This is a genomic window from Caldimonas hydrothermalis, assembly GCF_056746695.1.
In genome coordinates this window covers 64,718-84,083 of the sequence record NZ_JBWQXA010000006.1, presented here as the reverse complement: position 1 = coordinate 84,083, position 19,366 = coordinate 64,718, and the positions used below count along the sequence as shown (strand labels likewise).

At 68.9% G+C, this 19,366-nt stretch carries 17 protein-coding genes; 5 read left to right on the top strand and 12 right to left on the bottom strand.

The annotated features are described in order from the left end of the window. Positions 1–48 precede the first annotated feature (48 nt). The 6 genes from AC1ECW_RS09495 to AC1ECW_RS09470 are packed head-to-tail and all read right to left on the bottom strand — an operon-like array spanning position 49 to position 6,641. Positions 49–1,077 carry a TRAP transporter substrate-binding protein gene (locus tag AC1ECW_RS09495; protein WP_409707297.1) on the bottom strand — a complete coding sequence of 343 codons (1,029 nt, stop codon included), beginning with the start codon at positions 1,075–1,077 and terminating at the stop codon, positions 49–51. A 49-nt stretch (positions 1,078–1,126) separates the two neighbouring features. Further along, complete coding sequence (gene fahA, locus AC1ECW_RS09490; RefSeq protein WP_409707294.1) at positions 1,127–2,458, bottom strand: fumarylacetoacetase; 1,332 nt, start codon at positions 2,456–2,458, stop codon at positions 1,127–1,129. Next, a complete protein-coding gene (hmgA, locus tag AC1ECW_RS09485; RefSeq protein WP_409707291.1) occupies positions 2,455–3,759 on the bottom strand; it encodes a homogentisate 1,2-dioxygenase in 1,305 nt (434 codons plus the stop codon). The genes fahA and hmgA overlap by 4 nt, the downstream gene beginning before the upstream one ends. Positions 3,760–3,764: 5 nt before the next feature. Continuing rightward, on the bottom strand, positions 3,765–3,980 hold the full coding sequence (locus tag AC1ECW_RS09480) for a DUF2783 domain-containing protein (RefSeq protein WP_409707288.1): 216 nt from the start codon (positions 3,978–3,980) through the stop codon (positions 3,765–3,767). Between the two features lie 13 nt (positions 3,981–3,993). Then, positions 3,994–5,688 carry an FAD-dependent oxidoreductase gene (locus tag AC1ECW_RS09475; protein ID WP_481201705.1) on the bottom strand — a complete coding sequence of 565 codons (1,695 nt, stop codon included), beginning with the start codon at positions 5,686–5,688 and terminating at the stop codon, positions 3,994–3,996. Beyond that, the gene (locus AC1ECW_RS09470) at positions 5,685–6,641 is read right to left on the bottom strand and encodes an MBL fold metallo-hydrolase (protein WP_481201704.1); all 957 of its coding nucleotides are present in this window, start codon (positions 6,639–6,641) and stop codon (positions 5,685–5,687) included. The genes AC1ECW_RS09475 and AC1ECW_RS09470 overlap by 4 nt, the downstream gene beginning before the upstream one ends. A 179-nt stretch (positions 6,642–6,820) precedes the next feature. Between AC1ECW_RS09470 and AC1ECW_RS09465 the strand changes: the two genes are divergently transcribed. Beyond that, positions 6,821–7,648: an IclR family transcriptional regulator gene (locus tag AC1ECW_RS09465; protein ID WP_409704138.1), complete on the top strand. Its 828-nt coding sequence runs from the start codon at positions 6,821–6,823 to the stop codon at positions 7,646–7,648. A gap of 9 nt (positions 7,649–7,657) precedes the next feature. Here the strand turns inward: AC1ECW_RS09465 and AC1ECW_RS09460 are convergent, their stop codons facing one another. Then, positions 7,658–8,461 carry an IclR family transcriptional regulator gene (locus AC1ECW_RS09460; protein WP_409704136.1) on the bottom strand — a complete coding sequence of 268 codons (804 nt, stop codon included), beginning with the start codon at positions 8,459–8,461 and terminating at the stop codon, positions 7,658–7,660. A gap of 91 nt (positions 8,462–8,552) precedes the next feature. On the opposite strand from AC1ECW_RS09460, the gene AC1ECW_RS09455 reads away from it, so the two are divergent. From AC1ECW_RS09455 to pcaF, 3 genes are read left to right on the top strand one after another with little or no spacing between them, the layout of a single operon-like run. Next, positions 8,553–9,257 carry a 3-oxoacid CoA-transferase subunit A gene (locus AC1ECW_RS09455; RefSeq protein WP_409704134.1) on the top strand — a complete coding sequence of 235 codons (705 nt, stop codon included), beginning with the start codon at positions 8,553–8,555 and terminating at the stop codon, positions 9,255–9,257. After that, entirely contained in the window at positions 9,257–9,895 is a 639-nt protein-coding gene (locus tag AC1ECW_RS09450) for a 3-oxoacid CoA-transferase subunit B (RefSeq protein ID WP_409704132.1), read from the top strand. The genes AC1ECW_RS09455 and AC1ECW_RS09450 overlap by 1 nt, the downstream gene beginning before the upstream one ends. A 39-nt stretch (positions 9,896–9,934) precedes the next feature. Continuing rightward, positions 9,935–11,137 (top strand): 3-oxoadipyl-CoA thiolase, encoded by a 1,203-nt coding sequence (gene pcaF / locus AC1ECW_RS09445; protein WP_409704130.1) that lies wholly within the window; start codon positions 9,935–9,937, stop codon positions 11,135–11,137. Here the strand turns inward: pcaF and sbcB are convergent, their stop codons facing one another. The 3 genes from sbcB to pcaB are packed head-to-tail and all read right to left on the bottom strand — an operon-like array spanning position 11,138 to position 15,249. Further along, positions 11,138–12,586: an exodeoxyribonuclease I gene (gene sbcB, locus AC1ECW_RS09440; RefSeq protein WP_409704128.1), complete on the bottom strand. Its 1,449-nt coding sequence runs from the start codon at positions 12,584–12,586 to the stop codon at positions 11,138–11,140. Between the two features lie 40 nt (positions 12,587–12,626). After that, positions 12,627–13,850: a bifunctional 4-carboxymuconolactone decarboxylase/3-oxoadipate enol-lactonase PcaCD gene (gene pcaCD, locus AC1ECW_RS09435; protein WP_409704126.1), complete on the bottom strand. Its 1,224-nt coding sequence runs from the start codon at positions 13,848–13,850 to the stop codon at positions 12,627–12,629. A 13-nt stretch (positions 13,851–13,863) separates the two neighbouring features. Beyond that, entirely contained in the window at positions 13,864–15,249 is a 1,386-nt protein-coding gene (gene pcaB / locus AC1ECW_RS09430; protein ID WP_409704124.1) for a 3-carboxy-cis,cis-muconate cycloisomerase, read from the bottom strand. A 233-nt stretch (positions 15,250–15,482) separates the two neighbouring features. Between pcaB and AC1ECW_RS09425 the strand changes: the two genes are divergently transcribed. Next, a complete protein-coding gene (locus AC1ECW_RS09425) occupies positions 15,483–16,256 on the top strand; it encodes an IclR family transcriptional regulator domain-containing protein (RefSeq protein WP_481201703.1) in 774 nt (257 codons plus the stop codon). A gap of 40 nt (positions 16,257–16,296) precedes the next feature. Here AC1ECW_RS09425 and AC1ECW_RS09420 read toward each other — a convergent pair whose 3' ends face one another. Both AC1ECW_RS09420 and AC1ECW_RS09415 read right to left on the bottom strand, forming a co-directional pair. After that, entirely contained in the window at positions 16,297–17,031 is a 735-nt protein-coding gene (locus AC1ECW_RS09420; RefSeq protein ID WP_409704120.1) for an amino acid ABC transporter ATP-binding protein, read from the bottom strand. A gap of 80 nt (positions 17,032–17,111) precedes the next feature. Next, complete coding sequence (locus AC1ECW_RS09415; RefSeq protein WP_409704118.1) at positions 17,112–19,334, bottom strand: metalloprotease; 2,223 nt, start codon at positions 19,332–19,334, stop codon at positions 17,112–17,114. Between the last annotated feature and the right edge of the window lie 32 nt (positions 19,335–19,366).

The window sequence follows — 19,366 nt, the reverse complement described above, 5'->3', positions numbered from 1 at the left end:
CTGTTGGCCGGACGATGGTCCAGCAGTGGCGGCGCTTTGGAAAGAGGACTACTTCTGATGCTTGGCGATCATCGCGCGGGCGTCTTCGAGCATCTGCTTGCCCGGCAGTCCGGCCTTGTCCATCGCGGCGACCCAGTCGTCGTGCAGCGGTGCGGAGGCCTTGATCCAGTTGTCCACCTCCTCGGCCGGCAGCGTGTAGAAGGTGTTGCCGCGTTCCTCGGCGGGTTTGCGGCCGGGCGCGCGGGCGGCGTCCCAGGTCTTGCCCGCTGCCGCCGACAGCACCGCGCCGCTGTGGCGGTCGATGACGGCCTTCAGGTCCGCCGGCAGGCTGTTGTACTTGGCCGGGTTCATCGCCAGCACGAACACCGAGGTGTACAGCGCCGGGCGGTTGTCCGGCGTCTCGGTGTGGAACTTCACCATCTCGTGCAGGCGCACCGAGGGGATCACCTCCCAGGGCAGCACGAAGCCGTCGATCACGCCCTTGTTCACCGCCTCGGCCACGGCCGGCAGCGGCATGCCCACGGGCGAGGCGCCCAGGCTGGCCAGCAGGCGGTTGGTCTGGCGGGTGGGGGCGCGCATTTTCAGGCCCTTGAAGTCGGCCAGGGTCTTGATCTGCTTGTCGCGGGTGTGCACATAGCCCTGCTCGTGCACGGCGAACATCAGCGGCTTGACGCTGGCGAACTCCTTCTGCGCGTACTTCTCGTAGAACTCCCAGGCCGCCTTGGAGCCGGCCTCGGCCGAGCGGATCATGAAGGGCAGCTCGAAGGCTTCCATGATGGGGAAGCGGCCGGCGGTGTAGCCCGGCAGCGTGAAGGCGATGTCGACCACACCGTCGCGGACTTGGTCGATCAGTTGCGCGGGCGTGCCGCCCAACTGCATGGCCGGGAAGACCTGGCACTTCAAGCGGTTGTTGGAGTCGGCGGCGATCTTGTCGCACCAGGGCTGCAGCACCTTGGTGGGCGGCATGGCCTGGGCCGGCCAGAAGTGATGGACCCGCAAGGTCACCTCCTGGGCCTGGGCGGCCCAGCCGAAGGCGGCCGCCAGGGCCACCGCGCAGGTCTTCAGCAGCAGTTTCATGGATCAGTCTCCTGGTTGTGGAATGTCAGGGTCGCGCAAACAGAGGGGGTCAGCGCCGGGGCAGCACCGGGGCCGGCAGCACCGTGCCTGCGCAATCGGAGAACCCGATGGCGCGCAAGCCATCGCGCTCGCAACGCGCCCGCAGGACGACAGTATCCCCATCCTCCAGAAAAGTGCGAGTCTCACCGTTCACTAATCGCACCGGATTCTTCCCACCGCACGTAAGTTCGAGAAGCGAACCGCCTTGATCGGCCCTGGGGCCGGACTGGGTGCCCGACCCCAGCAGGTCACCGCTTTGCAGGTTGCAGCCGTTGATGCTGTGGTGGGCGATCATCTGGCCCACCGTCCAGTACGCATCCCGGAAATTGGACTGCATGAGACGCTGGGGTTCCTGGCCGTTTTCCCGCATCCGCGCCGTCTGCAGCCACACTTCCAGCGTGATGTCGATGGCACCGCGCAAGCGGGTGTCGTCCGAATCCAGGTAGGGCAGCGGCTGCGGGTCGCCCTCGGGGCGGCTCCAGGCGCTGCGGAAGGGTTCGAGCGCTTCCATCGTGACGATCCACGGCGAGATCGTGGTGGCGAAGTTTTTCGACAGGAACGGGCCCAGAGGCTGGTATTCCCAAGCCTGGATGTCGCGGGCCGACCAGTCGTTGAGCAGCACCAGGCCGAAGGCATGGTCCTCGGCCTGCTCGATGGGGATGGGCTCGCCGCGCGCATTGCCGGGGCCGACGAACAAGCCCAGCTCCAGCTCATAGTCCAGCCGCTCGCAGGCGGCCAGCCGGGGCGCCTCGGCCGTGGGCGCCTTGAGCTGGCCCAGCGGCCGGCGCAGCGTCTGTCCGCTCACGCCGATCGACGAGGTGCGGCCGTGATAGGCGATGGGCACCCACTTGTAGTTGGGCAGCAGCGGGTTGTCGGGCCGGAAGAGCTTGCCCACCGCAGTGGCGTGGTGGATGCCGGTGTAGAAGTCTGTGTAGCCGTCGATGCGGCAGGGCAGGGCGTATTCGGCCTGGGCTTGCGGCACCAGGCAGCGCGACAGCATGCCTTGCTCAGCGCTGCCGCGGCGCAAGCCCTGCGAAAGCGCGCGGCGCAGCGCCATACGCACGCCGCGGCCCTGGGCCATGAAGGCGTTGAGTTCGCCGTCTGTGCAGGCCGCCAGGGCCGCGGCCACGTCGGCCGGCAACGCCCCGGCTTGGGCGGCGGCGGCGAGATCGACGATCTGGTCGCCGATGGCCACGCCAGGGCGGAAGGCCTCGTGGCTGCCGGCGCGCCGGAACCGGCCGATCGGCAGGTTCTGGATCGGGAAATCGGTGGCCGGATCGTTGGCCGTCTCGACCCAGGATTGCAGCGAGGGATCGTGGGTCTCATCCAGGCGCGCGCTCATGCCTTGGCTCCTTGGAACTGGTCTTTCAGGCCCTGCCAGCACTGGGCGTAGGCAGTGTCGAGCGTGCCGCTGTTCATGGCGTACTCGGTGGGCACGAAACGGTAGCGGCTTTCGAACATGAAGGCCAGGGTGTTGTCGAGCTTGTGCGGGGCCAGAGGTGCGGTGCTGGCCTTCTCGAAGGCTTCGGTGTCCGGGCCGTGGGGCACCATGCAGTTGTGCAGCGAGGCCCCGCCGGGTTTGAAGCCTTCGGGCTTGGCGTCGTACTGGCCGTAGACCAAGCCCATGAACTCGCTCATCAGGTTGCGGTGGTACCAGGGCGGGCGGAAGGTATCCTCTGCCACCATCCAGCGAGGCGGGAAGATCACGAAGTCGCAGTTGGCCGTGCCCGGGGTGTCCGATGGCGAGGTCAGCACCGTGAAGATCGACGGATCGGGGTGGTCGTAGCTGATCGAGCCGATCGTCATGAAGTGCGCGGTGTCGTACTTGAAAGGCACGAGGTTGCCGTGCCAGGCCACCACGTTGAAGGGCGTGTGTCCTTGCGTGCTGCGCCACAGGCGCCCGCCGTACTTCTTGACGATCTCGTACTCGCCTGCGCCGTCTTCCCAGGCTGCCACGGGCGTGAGGAAGTCGCGCGCATTGGCCAGGCCGTTCGAGCCGATGGGGCCGAGTTCGGGCAGGCGGAAGAAGGCGCCGTAGTTCTCGCACACATAGCCGCGCGAGGGCCCGTCGGGCAGCTCCACTTTGAAGGCCATGCCGCGCGGCACCAGCGCGATTTCGCCCGGCTTCGCTTCGAGCACGCCCAGTTCGGTGACGAGACGCAGCCGGCCCTGTTGGGGCACGAAGAGCATCTCGCCGTCGGCATTGACCAGCGCACGGCGGCCCATCGAGCGGCTGGCCAGGTACACATGCGCGGCCACACCACACTGCGCGTCGGCGTCACCGTTGGCCACGATGGTGCGCAGGCCGTCGACGAAGTCGTGCGCGGCCTCGGGCAGGGGGAAGGGGTTCCAGCGCAGCGGCTCGGGAGGCACGGCCACGCCGCCGGCGGCGCCGGTGGTCCAGTAGGGCTGTTCGTAAGGCCGGTAGGCGCCGCTCACCACCGAGGGCTGGCGGCGGTACATCCAGGTGCGCCGGTTGACCGCGCGCGGTGCGGTGAAGGCGGTGCCCGACAGCAGCTCGGCATACAGGTCGAAGGGTGCGCGCTGCGGGCTGTTGCGCCCGATGGGCAGCGCACCGGGGAGGGCCTCGGTGGCGAATTCGTTGCCGAAGCCGCTGAGGTAGGTCAGGGGGGCGTCGTTCATGGACATCATCCTGCGTGGTGGGAAGAGGAAAGCACGCTGTCGCGCGCCGCCTGCAGGGCCTGGCGCAGCACGGCGGTGTCGCCGATGTGGTTGGCCAGCAGCAGCACGAGCTTGGCGTTCAGTTCATGGCTTTGCGCCGTGGAGAGCTCACGGTGGGCGTCGATCAGCGCTTCGTAGAAGTCGTCGGGCGCGTCGAGATGGGGGGTGGTGATGAGAGACATGAGCTGGGGCCTCTCAATGCAGGGCCAGCGCGCGGCGCAACGCGGCGCGCACCGATGCGGTGGAGGGCTCGCGCCAGCGCGCGCACACATGCTGGTCGGGGCGCAGCAGGTAGACGGTGCCGGCGCGGGCGTCGTAGCGACGAGCCACCAGGCCTTCGGTGTCGACGAGGCAGCGCACACCGTCCAGGGCGCGCGGCCTGTCCGTCACGAGCAGCACCTCGAGCTCGGTCAGTCCTTCGGCGGCGGCACGCACGGCAGCCATGAGCTGCGGTGCATCGGGCCCGTCGAACACGAGGGCGGCAAAGCGCGAGCCCTGCAGGTGACGCAGCAGCCAGCCGGGGCGGCCGTTCACCGTCACCGGGGCGTCCGTGGCCGGGGCGCCGGGCACCATGCGGCCTTCGAAGGCCTCGGTGTCGGGGGTGTTCAGCGGCGAGTCGCGCAGCGTGGCCGGCACCGACAGCCGCCCGCTGTTGACCAGGCTGCGCGCAAAGGCATGGTCCTTGGCCAGGTCGAGCACCGCGTTGCGAAAGAGCCGGCTCACCTCGCTCTTGGGCGTGATGAAGTCGGTGGCACGTGTGGAGTTGCGGATGTTCTCGTCGGCCGCGTACTCGCGTTCGGTGCCGTAGCTGTCGAGCAGGGCCTGCCCGGCCTGACCACGCAGCACGGCCGCCAGCTTCCAGGCCAGGTTCTCGGCGTCCTGCACCCCGGAGTTGGCGCCGCGTGCGCCAAAGGGTGAGACGAGATGGGCCGCATCGCCGGCGAAGATCACCCGCCCGTGGCAGAAGCGGTCCATGCGCAGGCAGGAGAAGGTGTAGACGCTGACCCATTCCAGCGTGAACGGCACGTCCGGGCCGAGCAGCGCCTTCACCAGCGGGATCACGTTCTCGGGCTGCTTCGCTGTCTCGGGGTCGGCGTCCCAACCGAGCTGGAAGTCGATGCGCCACACGTCGTCGGGCTGGCGGTGCAGCAGCACGCTCTGGTTCGGATGGAAGGGCGGGTCGAACCAGAACCAGCGCTCGGTGGGGAAGTCCGCATGCATCTTCACGTCGGCGATCAGGAAGCGGTCACGGAACACCCGCCCATGGCTTTCCTGGCCGATCATCTGGCGCACCGGCGAGCGCGAGCCGTCGCAGGCGATGAGGTAGCCGGCCTCCAGCGTGTAGGGGCCCTCGGGCGTGTCCACCGTCACCACCACATGGTCGCCCCGGGGCTGCACGGCGGTCACGGCATGCCGCCAGCGCAGATCGATCAGCGGCAGCTCGGCGATGCGCTCGGCCAGGTAGCCCTCGGCGTAGTACTGCTGCAGGTTGATGAAGGCCGGGCGCTCGTGGCCGGATTCGGGCAGCAGGTTGAAGCCGTAGATCTGCTCGTTGCGGAAGAAGACCTTGCCCACGTTCCACGACACCCCCTTGGCCACCATGCGGTCGCCGCAGCCCAGGCGGTCGAAGATCTCCAGCGTGCGTTTGGCAAAACAGATCGCGCGCGACCCCACGGACAGCTTGTGATCGTTGTCCAACAGCACCACACGCACGCCCTGCTGCGCCAGGTCGATGGCCAGGCTCATGCCCACCGGCCCGGCGCCCACCACCACCACCGGGTGGCGCACTGCAGCGGCGGCGTCCTGGTCGGGGGAGCGTTCGTAGTCGAAGCTCACTGTCTGGTAGTCAATGCCCTCGCCATGCGCGCGGGCCAGGTCACGAAGGTTCATGACTCCAGCGCCTCCCACATCTGACGATCGCGCTCGGCCGTCCAGATGCGCGGGTCGGCGTATTGCGTGACCTCGTCATAGCAGCGGGTGACATCGAAGGGCATGCAGTGGTCGAAGATCACCCAGTGGCCGTACTTGGGCTGGAGCCGGGCGTAGGTGTCTTTGTAGATGGTCTTGAGGTCCTTGCCGGCGGCCACCCCTTCTTGCACGCAGGCGTAGACATCGGCGATGAAGCTGCGCGTGCCGGCCAGGCCGGCCTGCACCTGCTCGGGCGTGGTCAGCGCCGCGCCGCGGCCGGGCACGAGCTTGGCGGGGTTCAGCGCGGCGATGCGGTCCAGCGTGTGCGGCCAGTCCTTGAAGTAGGCGTCGCCGGCATAGGGCGTGGCGTCGAACTCCACCAGGTCGCCGGAGAACAGGATGCGCTCCTGGGGCAGCCAGGCCACGGTGTCGCCCTTGGTGTGGCCGCGGCCCAGTTGCAGCAGTTGCACCTCGAGTTGGCCCAACCACAGCGTCATCTGGCCGGTGAAGGCCAGGGTGGGCCAGGTCAGCCCGGGCGGGACGGTCTCGACATTGCGGAACAGGCGCGGGAAGCGGCCGATCTCGCTGGCCTTGTCCTGCTCGCCGCGCTCGCGGATGAGCTCCAGGGTGTCGTGGCTGGCGATGATGTGCTCGGGCTGGTAGGCCGAGGCGCCCAGCACGCGCACGGCGTGGTAGTGGGTGAGCACGACGTACTTGATGGGTTTGTCGGTGACCTGGCGGATGCGGGCGATGACGTCCTGGGCCATCGCAGGGGTGGCCTGGGTGTCCAGCACCATCACGGCGTTGTCGCCGATGATGACGCCGGTGTTGGGGTCGCCCTCGGCGGTGTAGGCATAGGCATGCTCGGACAGCCGGGTGAAGCTGACCTGCTTCTCCTCGAGATCGGCCTGGCTGGCAAAGGCTTTCTGGCTCATAAAGGCTCCTGGTCGGTGGGGCGTCGCGTTATACGTAGGCGAAGCAGTTTGACATCGCTGAACTACACTTGATCGTAGTCAACTTGTTTGCTAATGTCTAATCAATTTGACAGGTAACAAAGAGAATTCAGGGTAAACCCCTGGTCGAAAGGCCCGGAGGCCTGGAAAGCACATCAACCGTGGACGACAACAACACGAAGGCCGAGCGGGACCGGCGGGGCATTCAGAGTGTGGAGGTGGGAGGGCAATTGCTGCGGGCGCTGGCCCATGCCGGCCGGGCCTTGCCGCTGAAGGACCTGGCCCGCGAGGCCGGCATGGCGCCGGCCAAGGCCCACCCCTATCTGGTGAGCTTCGGGAAGATCGGCCTGGTCGAGCAGCACGAAGTCAGCGGCCACTACGGCTTGGGGCCCCTGGCCTTGCAACTGGGCCTGATCGCGCTGCAGCAGGCCGATCCGGTGCGCATCGCCACACCCTTGATTGCCGAGCTGGCCCAGCGCATCGGACACACCGTGGCCGTGGCGGTGTGGGGCTCGCGCGGCCCCACCATCGTGCGCATCGAGGAATCCCCGGCCGCCGTGCACGTGAACATGCGCCACGGCACGGTCGAATCCCTGCCCGGCACGGCCTCGGGGCGGCTGTTTGCGGCGTATCTGCCGGCCGACAAAGTGCGCGCGGCCCTGGAAGAGGAGCGTGCCCGTGAGCAAGCCCTGGGTCTGCGTGCCCAGCCTGGCATGCCCCCGCCCAAGCCGCTGCCTTGCTGGGAGGCGTTCGAGCCCACGTTGGCCGAAGTACGTGCTCATGGCATGAGCCGCTCAGAAGGGGCCGTGATCCAGGGCGTGAGCGCCATGTCCGCCCCGGTGTTCGACCACGCGGGCCAGATGGTGATGGCCGTCACCGCCATCGGTCCGTCTGGCGTGTTCGACACGCGCTGGGATGGCGAGCTGGCGCAGGCGCTGCGCGAGTGTGCGCGGGCGGTGTCCCAGCGCTTGGGGGCGCGCAGCGCGTAAGAGCCGGGCTTACTTGGCGCCGCCGATCATCGAGCTGATCTGATGCGCCGCGGCAAGCAGCTTGGGCAAGAAGCGCTCGAGCATCACCACCGGCGGCGTGCGGTGCTGCTGGCCGCTCACGTTGATGGCGGCCACCACGTCGCCATTGCGGCCGCGGATGGGGGCGGCGAGTGAGACGAGGCCCTCTTCGAGTTCTTCGGCCACCAGGGCCCAGCCCTGCACGCGCACCTGTTCGATCAAGGCGCGCAGGCGGGTGGGGTCGGTTTCAGTCTTGGGGGTGCGCTGCACCAAGTCGCTGGCGGCCAGGCGGGCGTCGAGTTCCGCGTCGCTCAGGCCGGCCAGCAGCACTCGGCCCATCGAGGTGCAGTAGGCCGGCAGGCGGCTGCCCACGCCCAGATTGATGGCCATGATCTTGTGCGTGGGCACGCGCAGCACGTAGACGATGTCGGTGGCGTCGAGCACCGCGGCCGAGCACGATTCCTTGATGTCGGCCACCAGGTCCTCCATCACCGGCTCGGCCAGGTTCCACAGCGGCAGCGAGCTCAGGTAGGCAAAGCCCAGGTCGAGGATCTTGGGCGTGAGGCGGAACAGCCGCCCCTCGGCCTCCACATAGCCCAGGTGCTGCAGCGTCAGCAGGATGCGCCGCGCGCCGGCGCGGGTCAGGCCGGCCCGCTCGGCCACCTCGGAGATGGTCTGGGCCGGGGCTTCGCCACTGAAGGTGCGCACCACCGCCAGGCCGCGCGCGAAGGATTGCACGTAGCTGTCGCCGGGTTCGATGCGCTCGGGGGAGGTCGAGCTTGAGTTCGGGCTCATCGTGGAGTACAGTGAATGTTCACGAGAAGAACCACTGTTCAATATTAGAACTTTCAGTGGTTTTGTCAATCATCTGTTCGATAGGCGTTCCATGATCAACAAGATCTGTGCCTCGGTCGAGGCCGCCCTGGCCGACGTGCGCGACGGCTCCACCGTGATGATCGGTGGTTTTGGCACCGCCGGCATCCCTGACCACCTGATCGAGGGCCTGATCGCCCAGGGGGCGAAGGATCTCACAGTGGTGAACAACAACGCCGGCAACGGCGACACCGGACTGGCCGCCTTGTTGAAGACCGGGCGGGTGAGGAAGATCATCTGTTCCTTTCCGCGTCAGGTGGATTCCCACGTGTTCGACGGCCTGTACCGCAGCGGCAGGATCGAACTGGAGCTCGTGCCGCAGGGCAACCTGGCCGAGCGCATCCGCGCAGCCGGCGCGGGCATCGGGGCCTTTTTCACGCCCACCGGCTACGGCACCGAGCTGGCCCGGGGCAAGGAAACCCGCGAAATCAACGGCCGGCCTTATGTGCTGGAGTATCCCATCCACGCCGACCTGGCTCTGATCAAGGCCGAGCGGGCCGACCGTTGGGGCAACCTCGTCTACCGCAAGACGGCGCGCAACTTCGGGCCGATCATGGCCATGGCTGCCCAGTGCACGGTGGTGGAGGTGCCCGAGATTGTCGAACTCGGCGCGCTCGACCCGGAGGCCGTCGTGACCCCGGGCATCTTCGTGCATCGCGTGGTGCAGGTGGAACGCCGAATCACCCGGGCGGGTGGCTTCAAGCAGGAGGCCGCATGATGAAGAAGTGGACCCGCGATGAGATGGCCCGGCGGGTGGCGGCCGACATTCCCGACGGCGCCTACGTCAACCTCGGCATCGGACTGCCCACCCTGGTGGCCAACCACATCCCGCCCGATCGGGAGGTGGTGCTGCACAGCGAGAACGGCGTGCTCGGCATGGGCCCGGCCCCGGCGCCGGGCGAGGAGGACTATGACCTCATCAATGCCGGCAAACAGCCCGTGACGCTCTTGCCCGGCGGCTGCTATTTCCATCATGCCGACAGCTTCGGCATGATGCGCGGCGGCCATCTCGACGTGTGCGTTCTGGGCGCTTTCCAGGTGGCTGCCAATGGCGATCTGGCCAACTGGCACACCGGTGCGCCCGATGCGATTCCCGCCGTGGGCGGTGCGATGGACCTGGCCATCGGCGCGAAGAAGACCTACGTGATGATGGAGCACCTGACCAAGAGCGGCCAGAGCAAGCTGGTGCCGCAATGCACCTACCCCCTGACCGGTGTGGGCTGTGTGAGCCGGGTCTACACCGACCTGGCCGTCATCGACCTCACCCCCGAGGGCGCCAAGGTGATCGACATGGTCGAGGGCTTGAGTTTCGATGAACTTCAGTCGCTCACGGCCATCGCGCTGCAGCGCGCGTGATCGACGACCTCCCCCACCGAAAGAGAAAGATCTGCTGCCATGACGCAAGCCTTCATCTGCGATGCCATCCGCACCCCCTTCGGCCGCTATGGCGGTTCGCTGTCGTCCGTGCGCACCGACGACCTGGCCGCCGTGCCGATCAAGGCCCTGATGGCGCGCAACCCCAATGTCGACTGGGCGGCCGTGACCGATGTGATTCTCGGTTGCGCCAACCAGGCCGGCGAGGACAACCGCAACGTCGCGCGCATGGCCGCGCTGCTGGCCGGCCTGCCGCTGGACGTGCCCGGCGTCACGGTCAACCGGCTGTGCGGCTCGGGCCTGGATGCCGTGGGCACGGCCGCGCGTGCGATCCGCAGCGGCGAGGCGGGCCTGATGATCGCCGGGGGGGTCGAGAGCATGAGCCGCGCGCCCTTCGTGATGCCCAAGGCCGAGAGCGCCTTCTCGCGCAACAACGCGGTGTACGACACCACCATCGGCTGGCGCTTCATCAACCCGCGGATGTTGGCGCAGTACGGCGTGGACTCCATGCCCGAGACGGCCGAGAACGTGGCCACCGACTGGAAGATCAGCCGCGAGGACCAGGACAAGATGGCGCTGGCCTCGCAGCTCAAGGCGGTGGCTGCGCAGAAGGCCGGCTACTTCGATGCCGAGATCACGCCGGTGACCATTCCGCAAAAGAAGGGCGACCCCCTCGTCGTGAACCGTGACGAGCACCCGCGCGAGACCTCGCTGGAGGCCCTGGCCAAACTCAAGGGCGTGGTGCGCCCTGACGGCACGGTCACGGCGGGCAATGCCTCGGGCGTGAACGACGGTGCGTGTGCCCTGCTGCTGGCCGACGAGGCCAGCGCCGCGAAGCACGGCCTCGCGCCGAAGGCCCGCGTGGTGGGCATGGCCACGGCCGGCGTGCCGCCGCGTGTGATGGGCATCGGCCCGGCGCCGGCCACCCGCAAGGTGCTGGCGCTCACGGGCCTGACACTCGAGCAGATGGACGTCATCGAGCTCAACGAGGCCTTTGCGGCCCAGGGCCTGGCGGTGCTGCGCGAGCTGGGCCTGAAGGACGACGACCCGCGTGTGAACCCCAACGGCGGCGCGATCGCGCTGGGTCATCCGCTGGGCGCCTCGGGGGCCCGCCTGGCCACCACGGCGGTGAATCAGCTCGTCAAGACGAAGGGCCGCTATGCCCTGTGCACCATGTGCATCGGCGTGGGCCAGGGCATTGCGGTGATCCTGGAGCGCGTGTGATCACGCCGCGGCGCTGAACTCCGCGAGTTCCTCCGCGTAATCGTAGAGCGCGCCCAGGATGTCCTGGCCGCGCTCGTCGTCATCGGCCAGGGATTCGCCCAGGGCGTCGATGCGCTCGAAATACTGCGCCAGCGTGGGCAGGCCGTGGGTGCCATCGTGCAGGCGTGCATGGCAGTGTTCGCGCCAGCGGGTCTGCTCGGCTGCGCTCAACGTGTGCGGGAAGTTGCGGGCTCGATAGCGGAAGACGAGTTCGTTCAGCCGCTCGTCGTCGAAGCTCGGCAGGCGCTCGGCCAGCGCTTCGGGCCGGGCGGTACGCACTCGCTGCAGGCGGCGGCGGTCCTCGTTGCCGATGAAGCTGCCATACAGATCCTCATCCACATCCACTGCAGCCGGCGCTTCGGGTCGCGCGAACACCTCGGGCCACAGGCCGGCGAGCTTGGCGCCGTCGCGTGCCACGGTCTGGGCGTGGCGCAGGGCCCGGTCGATGTCGAGTTGCCAGCGTTCGATCACGGCCGGTGTGAGGGCCTTGAGGTTGCCGATCACGATGGGGCAGCGGTTGAGGTGGATGGTCTTGATCGGCAGCCGGCTGACGCCCTCGGGCAAGTCTTCGCGGCGGGTGTACAGGCGCTCGCGCACCTGCGCGCTGCTGAGCTCGAACAGCTCGGCGGGGTCGTGGTCCAGATCCCAGACGATGATCTCGTTCTTGTGCAGGGGGTGCGGGGCGAGCGGCCAGACGATGGCCAGGCCGCCACGCTGCACGCCGTACATGCCCGACAGATGCACGAAGGGCCGGCCCGCGCCCATCTCGGCCAGCACGGCGTCTTTCTTGCGCAGCCTCAAGCAGAAGTCCCACAGACGCGGCTGGCGGGAGCGGATCAGCCGGGCCAGGGCGATGGTGGCGCGCACGTCGGACAGCGCGTCGTGGGCGGACTCGTGGGCCAGACCGTTGGCGGCCGTCAGGTGCTCGAGCTTGAAGCTGGGCCGACCGTCCTCGTGCGTGGGCCATTCGATGCCCTCGGGGCGCAGCGCCCAGGTGGCGCGCACGACGTCCAGCAAGTCCCAGCGGCTGCAGTCGTTCTGCCATTCGCGGGCGTAGGGGTCGATGAGGTTGCGCCAGAAGAGAAAGCGCGTGACCTCGTCGTCGAAGCGCAAGGTGTTGTAGCCCAAGCCCACGGTGCCGGGGCGGGCGAGTTCGGCCTCCACGGCGGCTGCAAAGGCATGCTCGGGCACGCCGCGCTCGCGGCAGTGCTGGGGCAGGATGCCGGTGAGCAGGCAGGACTCGGGGTCGGGCAGGTAGTCCGGCGCGGGCTGGCAGTACAGCATCACCGGCTCGCCCACGGTGTTCAGTTCGGCATCGGTGCGGATGCCGGCGAACTGGGCGGGCCGGTCTCGGCGGGGCACGCGGCCGAAGGTCTCGTAGTCGTGCCAGAAAAAGGTCAGATCGCTCATGACCGCGACCATACCCGATCGGGCGTGGTCGGCCGCCGGGTCAGAGCGTGTCCAGGAACTCGCGCAGCGTGCGCTCGAAGGCTTCAGGCGCCTCGAGCACGCTGATGTGCGAGGCGTTGTCCAGCACCACGAGCTGGGCGCCGGGGCGCGCCTGCACGATGGCCTGCGACATCGCCACCGGGGCGCCCTGGTCGCGCTGGCCCGCGATCACCAGCACGGGGCAGGCGATCGTGGGCAGGGCCTCGCGCCAGTCCACCCCGGCCACCGCATGGCAGCAGGCCACATAGCCCTGCGGGTCTGTGCGCAGCAAGGTGGCGCGTGCGGCGGCTTCCACCTCCGGGTGGGCGGCGCGGAAGTCGTCGTGGAAGTAGCGGCCCATCACCCCGTCGGCGATCGCAGCCAGGCCCTGCGCCTGAACTGTGGCGATGCGCTGGGCCCACAGGGCCTGGGCGGCTTCGGGGTACCACGCCGTGGAGTTGGCGATCACCAGGGCCCGCACCAGGTCGGGGTGGCGCGCGGCCAGGCCCTGGCCCACCATGCCGCCCATGGACAGGCCGACCCACACCACCGGGCCCCGGCCCCATTCACGCACGACACGTGCGGCATCGGCCACCAGGTCATCCATCGAGTACGGCCCCGGGGGCGAGGCCGACTGCCCATGGCCGCGGTGGTCGTAGCGCAGCACTTCGCAGCCCTGGTCGGCCAGCGAGCGCGCCAGGGCGTCCCACAGGTGCACGTCCATGCCCAGCGCGTGGCTGAGCACGACGGGTGTGCCGCGGCCCTGTCGCAGGACGTGCAGCTCGGGGGTGCTGAAGGTGCGGTGGGTGCTGATGCGGTGCTCGGGCGTGAGCGGCTGTGCCGGCAGGGCCACGCCCATCTGCCGCAGGACATCGAGGGCGAGCTTGAACGCGGTGTTGGCCGCAGGCACGCCGCAGTAGATGGCCGACTGCAACAAGGTTTCCTTGATCTCGTCGAGCGCCACGCCGCCGGCCACGGCGGCGCGCAGGTGCAACTCGTACTCCTCCCAGCGACCCTGGGCGATGGTCATGCCCAGCACCAGCAGGCGGCGGGTGCGGTGGTCCAGGCCGGGACGGCCCCAGATGTCGTGCCAGGCGTAGCGTGTGATGAGCGACTGGAAGTCGGCATTGAAGGCATTGGCCTGGGCCAGCGAGCGATCGACCCAGGCGTCGCCCAGCACGGCGCGCCGGTTGCGCAGGCCCTGGTCGAAGGCGTCGGTGTGGTCGGGGCAAGGGGGCGTGTTCATCTCGGTTCGGGCCTCAATAGGGACGGGGGGCGCACTGCAGATGCCGGGCGTGGGCTTCGAGGGTTTCGAGCTGTTCCAGCGCGATGCGCGCGGCCGGCTCGGCGGCCTGGTCGATGTCGAAGAGCGGGACGAGACGGTCGTGCAGGCCGCTCAGTGCGGCATCCAGGGTGATGGCCTCCAGCGTGACCTCGCGCAGGTGGCGCTTGGAGGCCAGGGCCTGATGCGTCAAGCTTTCCATCAGAGCATGCGCGCCCGCCTTGCCCATGGCTTCGGCCAGCAGCATCGACACGGCCTCGGCGCTGACCAGGCCTTGCAGCGCCTCGATGTTCGCGCGCATGCGCGCCTGGTCCACCTCCAGACCTTCGGCGGCTTCGGCCAGCGCCTTCACCGCGCCGTGGGCGCTGAGGAACAGGCCTGCCCACTCGGCCAGCTCGGCCTGCCAGTTGCCCAGTCCCCGCTCATGCTCCTGTGCCATGCTGGCCAGCAAGGCGGCCACACGCTGCGGCGTGCGCGTGGTCGCCGCCAGGGCCACCATGCTGGAGACCGGGTTGCGCTTGTGTGGCATCGCCGACGAGCCGCCGCGTCCGCCGCCCGAGGGTTCGGCCAGTTCGGCGATCTCGCCCTGGGCCATCAGCGAGAGGTCGCGCGCGATCTTGCCCAGGCTGCCGCACAGCACGCCGAGTTCCGCTGCCAACGCCACCCATTCGTCACGCTGGGTGTGCCACGCCAGCGCGGACCAGGGCAGCCCGAGCGATTGCGCCATGCGCCGGGCCACCGCGGGGCCCTTGGGGCCCATGGCCGACAGCGTGCCCACGGCCCCGCCGAGCTGCAGCCGCAGCGCGCGCGCGGCCGTCTCGCGCAGCCGCTGCTGGGTGCGCAGCAGCGGCGCCACCCAGCCCGTCAGCTTGTAGCCCAGGGTCACCACCTGGGCGGGCTGCATCAGGGTGCGTGCCAGCACCGGGCTGCGCGCATGCGTGCGGGCCAGGCCCAGCAAGGCGTTCACCAGGCGCATGAGGTCGCGGTCGATCACGCCCAGCGCCCGGCGTGTCACCAGCACCATGCCGGTGTCGATCACGTCCTGGCTGGTGCTGCCCCAGTGCACATAGCCGGCGGCCGGTTTGTCGAACAGGGCCACCGTCTCGGTGAGCTTCTTCACCAGCGGGATGGCCAGGCTGCCGCTGCGGCGGCTGTCGGCGATGAGACCGGGCAGGTCGTACAGGTCGGCCTTGCACACGCTGGCAATCGCCTGGGCGCAGGCCGCAGGCATCAGGCCTTCCTCGGCCTGCGCACGCGCCAGCGCGGCCTCGAAATCCATCATGGCCTGGATCACCGAGGACTCGCCGAAGGTGTCGAGCATCTCGGGGGTGGACAGGAAACTTTCGAAGATGAATGCGGACATGACGTGACGGTCGCGCCGAAGCCGCAGGAGTAGCGCCGCGACGGCAGGGTCTTTGAGATTTTCAATCAGGGCGATAGGCGCACTGATGGTTGTTGGCCGAACAACGCCAGCCAATCTAGGCTATATTGCCGCGCAGAACAAGCCTTCCGTGCCGATGGATGCGGTGATCGGTCCTTCTGTGCGCGAAGCGCGCGACGCAGCAGTAGAAAGGGGCAACGATGTCGCTTACCGTCATGTCCGGGCCTGAGTTTCAGGTGCAAAAGCGCGATTTCATCGCGGGGCTGGAGAAGGGGCTGGCGGTGATCGAGGCATTCGACCAGGACCAGTCGCGCCTGTCGATGACCGAAGTGGCTCAGCGCACCGGGCTGACACGCGCGGCGGCGCGGCGCTACCTGCTCACGCTGACGCATCTGGGCTATGTGGCTTACGACGGGCGCATGTTCTCCATCACTCCCAAGGTGCTGCGCCTGGGCCAGTCTTACATCCACTCGGCCCGTCTGCCGCGCATCGTGCACCCGCAGTTGCACAAGCTGGCGCACGCGCTGCAGGAGGCCTCTTCGGCCGGGGTGCTCGACCGCAACGACGTGATCTGCATCGCCGCCACCACTGCCGGCCGTGTGGTCTCGGCCACGCTGCAGCCGGGCACGCGTGTGCCGGCCTACTGCACGGCCAACGGCCGTGTGCTGCTGGCGGCGCTGCCGCAGGAGAAGATCGACGCCTGGCTCGACGAGCAGCGGCTCGAGCCGCTCACGCCGCACACCATCACGCACAAGGACCGGCTGCGCATCGAGATCGCCCGGGCCCGTGCCCAGGGCTATGCCGCGGTCGACCAGGAACTGGAGCTGGGCCTGCGCACGCTGTCGGTGCCCTTGCGAAACCTGCGCGGCGACGCGGTGGCGGCACTCAACGTCAGCGTGCACGCCGCACGCATGTCGATGAGCGAACTGCAGGACCGCTGCCTGCCGGCCCTGCTGCAGGTGCAGTCCCAGGTGCGCAACCTGCTGTAACCCGGCCCCCTCGCGCAGCGCGCGGCTCGCGAAGGGGTGTTCAGTGTTGCAGGATCTTCGAGAGAAACTCTCGGGCCCGTGGCGTGCGGCGCTCAGGCTGGCCGAAGAAGTCGTCCTTGGCGCAGTCCTCCAGGATGCGGCCCTGGTCCATGAAGATCACGCGGTGGCTGACCTTGCGCGCAAAGCCCATTTCGTGCGTGACGCACATCATCGTCATGCCTTCCTGGGCGAGCTGCACCATCACGTCGAGCACCTCGCCCACCATCTCGGGGTCGAGCGCCGAGGTGGGTTCGTCGAAGAGCATCACGATCGGGTCCATGCTCAACGCCCGGGCGATGGCCACGCGCTGCTGCTGGCCGCCCGAGAGCTGGCCGGGGAACTTGTCCTTGTGGGCCATCAGGCCCACGCGGTCGAGCATCTTCAGTCCGCGCTCGCGGGCCTCGTCCTTGCTGCGACCCAGCACCTTGACCTGGGCCAGCGTCAGGTTCTCCGTCACCGACAGGTGCGGGAAGAGCTCGAAATGCTGAAACACCATGCCCACGCGCGAACGTAAGCGGGGCAGGTTGGTCTTGGGGTCATTCACCGAGACCCCATCGACCAGGATCTCGCCTTGCTGGAAGGGCTCGAGTCCGTTGACCGTCTTGATCAGGGTGGACTTGCCCGAGCCCGAGGGGCCGCAGACCACGACCACTTCGCCTTTGTCGACGCTGGTGCTGCAGTCCGCAAGGACTTGGAAGGGACCATACCACTTGCTGACGTGGCGGATCTCGATCATGGCCGGCATAGGGCGTGTGCGGTGGTGGTTTCCGGTGGGGCAGGGGCTCGATTGTCGCCGATCGGCGGGTCGGTCCGGCGTCAGCCTGGGGGGCGACCCGGGGGCTGCTGCAGGTAGGCGCGCAGCAGCAGCTCACGCAAGCCGGGTTCGGGATGCAGCGTGGCGCTTTGAGGGTCGAGCCGCACCAAGCGCCATTGGCCCGAAGGGCGCCGCGGATCCAGCAGCAGGGGCTGCCCCTCCAGGGTGCCGATCTGCCACCAGTCGAGCACCTCGTCCAGGCCGGCGTCGCAGCGGCCTTCGGCGCCCGGTGGGCAGGGCATCGGCAGGGTCTGCGGCGGGCCGGGCCGCAAAGAGGCTGCACGCGCGCTGAGCTGCTGGGCCAGGCGCGGCCGGGCCTGCCGCAGCGTCTGCACCTCACTGACCGGCCAGATCTCCAGCGATGCCGAGGTGCGCAGGCCATCGCGGCTGCGGTAGAACATCACGGCTTCCTCGGGCAGCACGTCGCCGGTGCGCTGGGCCAGCGATGCCAGCGCCAGCTCCGAGGCGCCAGGCGCGGGGGTCGGGTCGGCCCGGCCGAGTGCCAGCGCCAGCTCGGCCACGCTCCATTGGCGGGCGGCCTCCAAGCGCCGCTCGGCTGCGGCCGATGCCCGCTCGGGCTCACTCATGAAGGCCAGGCGGCCGACGGCCAGGAGCTGCGGGGTGAGTACGACCGGTGAGGCCAGCACGGCCAGATAGAGCGCGCCGACTCCGAAAGCCGCGAAGCCTTTGAGCGGCCGGTAGCGCAGGTGCATGATGAGTTCATCGACCATGTCCATGCGCTGCTTGAGCGAAGCCCTGGCGGGCACGATGCGCTCCAGGGCCTGGAACGCCAGCCGCGCCAGGGCGCGGGCGTCGGCTGGCTTGTGCCTGCGTGCGACTGCAGCGTAGAGCCGCTCGAGCTGCAACTGGCGCCACAGTCCGCGCCAGGTCAGAGCCCGCAGCACCAGCAGCACCAGGGCGATCTCCAAGCCGAAGAACCACCACAGCGCCAGCAGGCCCGCCGCGGCCAAGCCCTCGAGGGCCACGCGCACCACCACCTGGCGTGCCGGCACCAGGGCCTCGAGGACATGGCCACCATCCAGAGGGTGGAAGGGCAGCAGGTTGAAGGCATTGACCCACACCAGGATCCAGCCCAGCAGCCCGACCTCGGGCACCGCCGGCTGCCACCACAGCAGCGCCGCGCCCAGCAGCAGGCCGGGCACGGGGCCGGCCAGGCTCACGATGATGCGGTGCAGGGCGTTGGGCTTGCTTTCCTCGCCAAAGGCCACACCGCCGATCAGCGGAAGCATCAGCATCTGCACGCGGCGATAGCCCAGCGCACGCATCGCGAGATAGTGACCCGCCTCGTGCAGCGCAATCACGACCAGCAACAGGCCCGCAAAGCGCCAGCCCAGCAGCAGGCCGCCCAGCACGAGGAAGAGCGCGGCGCTGAGTCCATAAAGCGTCCACTGCACCACGGGGGGCGGGCTGTGCTTGGGCCGGGCGCGCGTGGCAACGAAGAGCATCAGGCTGCGTTCGAGCGGGGCCGAGGTCTTCAGGGCCAGGGACTGCGGCGGCGCCTGCTTCAGCGTGTGCACCAGGCGCTTGAGCTGGCGCGCCAGGAAACGCCCCAGGGCCGGCAGCTTGCGCGGGACGATGCGCAGGGCCTGGCCCTCGGGCTCGCACCAGCCGGCTTGCACCAGGGCCTGCAGGCTGCGTTCCTCGTAGGCCCCGAGCCGGGCCTCGATGTCCTCGGGGTCGCCCCAGGGCCGGAAGTCCTGCAGGCCCTCGGCACGCATGGCGTCGAGCTGGGCTTCGTACTGGTCCTTCACCGAGACGAAGCTGTCGCCGCCGCTGCGCAGCACCTGCGGGTCGGGCGGGAAGAGGTTCATCGGCACGTTCTGCGTGGCCACCATCGGCCCGTCCTTCAGTTCGGCCAGCAGGGTCAGCACCGGCACGTTGGGCAGCTCGGGCAGGCCGGGGCCGGCCAGTTGGGCGACGATGGGGAAGTGGAAGTGCCGGAACACCCGCACCGGCTGCCAGGGGCTCAGGTCGCGGGGCTCGGCCAGGGCTTCGGCTGCATGCGAGAAGCGAAAACCCAGTTCGGCCAGCTCGGCCTCGATCGGGCCGAACAGATCCTCGACCGCCGCCTGCAGCCGCGGCGGTGCCGGCCGGCGCATCAGCCGGCTCGGCAGCCTCAGGCAGGCCAGTGCCCGGATCCTGGCCACCACTGGAGCCAGCAGCCAGATCACCGCGATGGCCACCGCCAACACTGCCCAACCCATGCAAGCTCCTCGGTGTGGTCTGTCCGGCGTCC

Bases quoted from the DNA above. Each gene is read 5' to 3' on its own strand.
- AC1ECW_RS09415 (WP_409704118.1), bottom strand. From the start codon at position 19,334: ATGGGTTGGGCAGTGTTGGCGGTGGCCATCGCGGTGATCTGGCTGCTG.
- AC1ECW_RS09450 (WP_409704132.1), top strand. From the start codon at position 9,257: ATGAAGAAGTGGACCCGCGATGAGATGGCCCGGCGGGTGGCGGCCGAC.
- pcaB (WP_409704124.1), bottom strand. From the start codon at position 15,249: ATGTCCGCATTCATCTTCGAAAGTTTCCTGTCCACCCCCGAGATGCTC.
- sbcB (WP_409704128.1), bottom strand. From the start codon at position 12,586: ATGAGCGATCTGACCTTTTTCTGGCACGACTACGAGACCTTCGGCCGC.
- AC1ECW_RS09420 (WP_409704120.1), bottom strand. From the start codon at position 17,031: ATGATCGAGATCCGCCACGTCAGCAAGTGGTATGGTCCCTTCCAAGTC.
- AC1ECW_RS09470 (WP_481201704.1), bottom strand. From the start codon at position 6,641: ATGAGCCAGAAAGCCTTTGCCAGCCAGGCCGATCTCGAGGAGAAGCAG.
- hmgA (WP_409707291.1), bottom strand. From the start codon at position 3,759: ATGAACGACGCCCCCCTGACCTACCTCAGCGGCTTCGGCAACGAATTC.
- fahA (WP_409707294.1), bottom strand. From the start codon at position 2,458: ATGAGCGCGCGCCTGGATGAGACCCACGATCCCTCGCTGCAATCCTGG.
- AC1ECW_RS09455 (WP_409704134.1), top strand. From the start codon at position 8,553: ATGATCAACAAGATCTGTGCCTCGGTCGAGGCCGCCCTGGCCGACGTG.
- AC1ECW_RS09495 (WP_409707297.1), bottom strand. From the start codon at position 1,077: ATGAAACTGCTGCTGAAGACCTGCGCGGTGGCCCTGGCGGCCGCCTTC.
- pcaF (WP_409704130.1), top strand. From the start codon at position 9,935: ATGACGCAAGCCTTCATCTGCGATGCCATCCGCACCCCCTTCGGCCGC.
- AC1ECW_RS09480 (WP_409707288.1), bottom strand. From the start codon at position 3,980: ATGTCTCTCATCACCACCCCCCATCTCGACGCGCCCGACGACTTCTAC.
- AC1ECW_RS09475 (WP_481201705.1), bottom strand. From the start codon at position 5,688: ATGAACCTTCGTGACCTGGCCCGCGCGCATGGCGAGGGCATTGACTAC.
- pcaCD (WP_409704126.1), bottom strand. From the start codon at position 13,850: ATGAACACGCCCCCTTGCCCCGACCACACCGACGCCTTCGACCAGGGC.
- AC1ECW_RS09425 (WP_481201703.1), top strand. From the start codon at position 15,483: ATGTCCGGGCCTGAGTTTCAGGTGCAAAAGCGCGATTTCATCGCGGGG.
- AC1ECW_RS09460 (WP_409704136.1), bottom strand. From the start codon at position 8,461: ATGAGCCCGAACTCAAGCTCGACCTCCCCCGAGCGCATCGAACCCGGC.